This window comes from Dietzia cercidiphylli, assembly GCF_014145145.1.
GTDB lineage: Bacteria > Actinomycetota > Actinomycetes > Mycobacteriales > Mycobacteriaceae > Dietzia > Dietzia natronolimnaea.
On record NZ_JAALEA010000228.1, the window covers coordinates 1 to 4843 of the forward strand.

3 protein-coding genes and 1 pseudogene are annotated in these 4843 nt (G+C 71.4%); 3 read left to right on the forward strand and 1 reads right to left on the reverse strand.

Features of this window, described 5'->3' with window-relative positions; translation table 11 throughout:
- The 3 genes and pseudogenes from G6028_RS08745 to G6028_RS08755 all read left to right on the forward strand — a co-directional run.
- A pseudogene (locus tag G6028_RS08745) lies at positions 1-915 on the forward strand (hypothetical protein); the annotation flags it as partial.
- Positions 916-923: 8 nt separating this feature from the next.
- The gene (locus G6028_RS08750; RefSeq protein ID WP_182658649.1) at positions 924-1994 is read left to right on the forward strand and encodes a glutamate ABC transporter substrate-binding protein; all 1071 of its coding nucleotides are present in this window, start codon (positions 924-926) and stop codon (positions 1992-1994) included.
- Positions 1991-4582: a serine/threonine protein kinase gene (locus G6028_RS08755; RefSeq protein ID WP_182658647.1), complete on the forward strand. Its 2592-nt coding sequence runs from the start codon at positions 1991-1993 to the stop codon at positions 4580-4582. The genes G6028_RS08750 and G6028_RS08755 overlap by 4 nt, the downstream gene beginning before the upstream one ends.
- A 21-nt stretch (positions 4583-4603) precedes the next feature.
- Here the strand turns inward: G6028_RS08755 and G6028_RS08760 are convergent.
- On the reverse strand, positions 4604-4843 hold a 240-nt coding region (locus G6028_RS08760; RefSeq protein WP_182658648.1), incomplete at its 5' end, for a hypothetical protein.

Below are 4843 nucleotides of genomic sequence, written 5' to 3' on the forward strand. Positions count from 1 at the left end.
CAGTTGACCACCTACACCGGACTCGTGGAGACGGCGCGGACCAACAACCGGGTCGCCAACCCGGTCGGCTCGGCGTACCTCGCGTCGGCCTCGACGCTCATGCAGGACACGATCCTGCCCGCGGCCGCCGACCTGTACGACCGCCAGTCCACCTCGGTGGGCGAGTCGGACCGCGAGTGGTCCTCGCCGCCGTGGGGGTCGTTCATCCTGCTGGGGATGGCGATCGCGGTACTGGTGCTGCTGCAGCAGTGGCTGTGGAAGATCACCGGGCGGCGGATCAACCCGGCGTTGGGGCTGGCCTCGCTGCTCATGGTGGCGACCTTCCTGCTCACCATGATCGCCGGCTTCCTGGCCGCCAACAACAACGCGCGCGGCCTGTCCGAGGGCGCGGCACCGATGAACGAGCTCACCCGGCAGCGGATCGACGCCCAGAAGGTCCGCGCGCAGGAGACGCTCAACCTGGTGCGCCGGACCGATCCCGAGGGGTCGGCCGCCGAGCGGGCCGCCATCCTCGGCGGCGTCCGTGACTCGTTGACCGTCTACCTGGACCCGGACGAGCAGTCCCGTAGCCGCATCAGCCTGGACGGCGACGGTGCCGTCACCAGCGCGATCGAGGCCCTGGACGACTGGATGGCCGCCCAGAACCGCGCCGATTCGCTCTACCAACAGGGCGACTACCAGGGGGCCATCACCATCTCCTCGGGCCAGGAGGAGGGCGATTCCGGTGCCGCGTTCGACGAGTTCGACGAGTCCATGCAGGACGCCATCGAGGAAGCCCGCGACACGCTGCGCACGCGCATCGACAACGCCCGGCGCACCTCCGCCACCGGGCCGGACCTGATCATGGCCTTGTCCGCCCTGGCCGCGTTCGCCGTGGTCGTGGGCATCGCACCCCGGATCAGGGAGTACCTGTGAGCGCGCGGATGAGGTGGTGGGCCGGGCGGCGGACCGCCCGCGTGGTGACCGGGGGCGTTCTGGTCGCCGCCCTGGTGCTCGCCGGAGCGTGCGGGGTCGACGACGACGAGGCGCGCGGCGGCGACGGCGGGCCGGACCGGGAGATGATCTCCGAGTCGGATCACGTGGGGATCCCGGAGGTGTCCGCGGTGATGCCGCTGCCGGCCGGAGCGGTGATCAGCACCGACGGCCCGACAGGACTCCCCCAGGTGACCCCCGACGAGTCCTGCGACCCGCTGCCGAGCCTGCGCCCGGACGACGCCCCGCCCGAGGAGCGCGTCCCGCGCATCAGAGACCGGGGGCGGCTGATCGTGGGACTGGACCAGGGCTCCAACCTGTTCTCCTTCCGCGACCCGGGCACCGGGCAGCTCACCGGCTTCGACGTGGACCTGGCCCGCGAGATCGCCCGGGACATCTTCGGCGATCCCGGCCAGGTCGAGTTCCGCTCACTGACCTCGGTCAACCGGATCGAGGCATTGGAGAACAACCAGGTCGACGTGGTGATCCGGTCGATGTCCATCACGTGCGCGCGGCGCGAGCTGATCACCTTCTCCGTGCCGTACTACCAGGCCTACCAGCGCGTGCTGGCGGTGCGGGGCTCCGGGATAACCGAGATCGAACACCTCGAGGGCCGACGGGTGTGCGTGGCGGCCGGCACCACCTCGGCCTCCCGACTGTGGGAGGAGCTGCAGCGGCTCACGGTGCTGTCGGTCAACACGTGGGCCGACTGCCTGGTGGCCATCCAGCAGAACCAGGTGGACGCCATCACCACGGACGACGCGATCCTGGTGGGCATCACCGCCCAGGATCCGTACCTGGAGATCGTCGGGCCGCAGCTCAACGCGGAGCCGTACGGGGTGGGCATCGCCAAGTCGACCCCCGGCAACAACACCGACGGGCTGGTCCGGCAGGTCAACTCGACCCTCGAGCGGATCCGGGCCGACGGCACGTGGAACCGCATGTACTCCACGTGGCTCTCAGGGCTCGGCCCGAGCCCCGGGATGCCCGAACCGGCCTACGTGCCGGAGGAGCCGAGATGAGCTACCGGAAATGGGATGACGGGCCCGCGGTCGACGAGCCGACCGCCGGGACCGAGGCCACGTTCCGCCCCGAGCCGGGGTCGGTCACCGGCGCACTCGAGGTGACGGGCGCGGCGGGGCACACGGAGGCGGTGGGGCACACGGAGACGCGGGGGCACACAGAGGCGTCATGGGACACCGAGGCGACGGAGTCCACGTCGGCGGTCGCCGCCACCGGGGCGATGCCCGCCACAGGTGCGATGCAGGCCACCGGGGCGATGCAGGCCACCGGTGCGATGCAGGCCACCGGGGCGATCTCCGCGACCGGGGCCGTCTCCATGACGGGATACCTCGAGGACACCGCGGGGTCGGGCAGCACCTCGGACGCATCCGGCAGCCCGGACACCCGCGACGACGAGGCGGGTGCCGTCACCGGGCCCGTGGCCACCGCGGACACCACCGACGACCCCGAGTCGCGTACCCGATCGGTCCCCGCCGAGCGGCCCTCCGCCCGGACCGGCGAGGTCACCACCGGCGACCGAACCGGATCCGCACCATTCCGGATGCGGCAACCCAGCAAGCCCGAGGACCGGCCGAGTCCGGCGTCGGAGGGGCTGGTGGACCTGCCGTACATCATCCCGGTGGACCCCAACTCGGCCATGCTCTCGCCGGAGGACATCGAGGCCGAGTGCGAGGCCTCCGGCGGCCGTCTCCCGAGGCCCGAGCTCCGACCCGGCGACGTGGTGGCCGACCAGTACGAGGTGCGGGGCGCGCTCGCCCACGGCGGGATGGGCTGGATCTACCTCGCGTTGGACCACAACGTCTCCGACCGGTGGGTGGTGCTCAAGGGCCTGCTCCACGCCGACCAGGCGGAGGCGCAGGAGGTGGCGGTGGCCGAGCGCGAGATCCTGGCCGAGCTCTCCCACCCGTCGATCGTCCGGATCTACAACTTCATCCACGACGACTGGGCCACCTCGCCCACACACGGCGGGTACATCGTCATGGAATACGTCGGCGGCCCCAGCCTGCGGGACGTGCGGCGGTCGGCGCCCGGCCGGGTCCTGCCCGTGGAGAAGGCGATCGCGTACGTCCTCGAGGCCCTCACAGCGCTGTCCTACCTGCACTCCGTGGGACTGGTATACAACGACCTCAAGCCCGAGAACATTATGCTCACCGAGGACCACGTCAAGCTCATCGACATGGGCGCCGTCTCGGGCGTGGGCGACTACGGGCACATCTACGGCACCCCGGGCTTCCAGGCACCGGAGATCCCCGTGACCGGCCCCACCATCGCCTCCGACCTGTACACCGTGGGGCGCACCCTGGCCTCGCTGATCGTCCGGCTCCCGGTGGTCGACGGCCGCTACGCCGACGGGATCCCCTCCCCCGTCGAGGAGCCGGTGTTCAGCCGGTACGACTCGCTCTACCGGTTCCTGCTGCGCTCCACCAACGAGGACCCGAACATGCGGTTCCGTAGCGCCAACGGGATGGCCGGGCAGCTCATGGGGGTGCTGCGCGAGGTGCTGGCGCTGCGCACCGGGAAACCACACCCCGCGTTCTCCTCGGTGTTCTCGCCGCAGCGGTCCACCTTCGGCACGCTGTTCACGGTCGAACCGACCGACTTCCTCGTCGACGGCCACGCCCGCGACACCACCCTGACCGGGGCCGAACTCGTCGACGCCCTGCCCGTGCCGCTGATGGAATCCTCCGATCCCGCCGGGCGCATTCTCGCCGCCACCTCGTACACCTCCGTCGAGCAGCGGATCGACACGCTCCGTGAGCTCTACTCCGACTCAGAGTCCGAGGCCCACGAGAGCGTGGGCGTGATCATGTCGCTGACCCGCGCCTACCTCGAGAGCGGCGACCTCGCGGCGGCCGAGGCGCTGCTGGAGGAGAACGCCCACCGACTGCGCTCGGAGTGGCGCCTGGTCTGGTACGTCGGGGTGATCGCCCTGCTCAAGGGCGACCCCGTGGGCGCGTATCCCAAGTTCCAGCAGGTCTTGTCGGCCATGCCGGGCGAGAACGGCCCCAAGTTGGCGCTGGCCGCGACGGCCGAGCTCATCCTCGACGTGTGCCCGGAGGGGGACCGGACCCGCTGGGCGCGCTCGAGCGAGCACTTCTACCGCACGGTGTGGTCGGTGGACCGGGCGGCGGTCAGCTCCGCGTTCGGGCTGGCGCGTCAGCTGCAGCGGCGCGGAGAGGTGTCGGCCGCGATCGAGGAACTGGACCGGGTGCCGCCCAATTCGCGCTATTCGGCGCTGGCCAACCTCACGGCGATCCTGCTGCTGTGCCAGGGGCGGCCCCTGCAGGAGACCGAAGAATCCCACCTGCGGGAGGCCGCGCGCCGGGTCACCAACCTGTCCGCCGGCGAGCACCGGGCGTTCCAGATCCGGCTGACAGTGCTCACCACCGCGCTCGCCTGGATCCAGCTTCCCGGCAACGAGCCCTCGCCCTCACCGTTGATGCGCGGGGTGCCCTTCACCGAGTTCGGACTGAGGACGGGTGCCGAAACCGTGCTGCGGACCCTCGCGCGGTCCACCGAGACGCGTCAGCAGCGCTTCCGCCTGGTGGACCAGGCCAACAGCATCCGGCCGAGGACGATGTTCTGACCCGTCCCGGGGACCGGATGCTCAGTCCTCGGGGGCGCTACGCCGCCGGGAGGCCCACAGGATCAGGGTCACCCCGGCCGCGGCGGCGGTGAGCGCCCACAACAGCAGGTCGGTCGCGCCCACACCCGTCTCCGCCAGGGATCCGCGGACCTGCGAGTTGGCGCGTGCCCACTCCGACGACGGCGCGCCCTCGCGCGGCGTCACCGAGTTCACCGGGATCTGCCCGGGGCCGTCGGCGCCGTCGGGTCCGGCGGGCGAGGG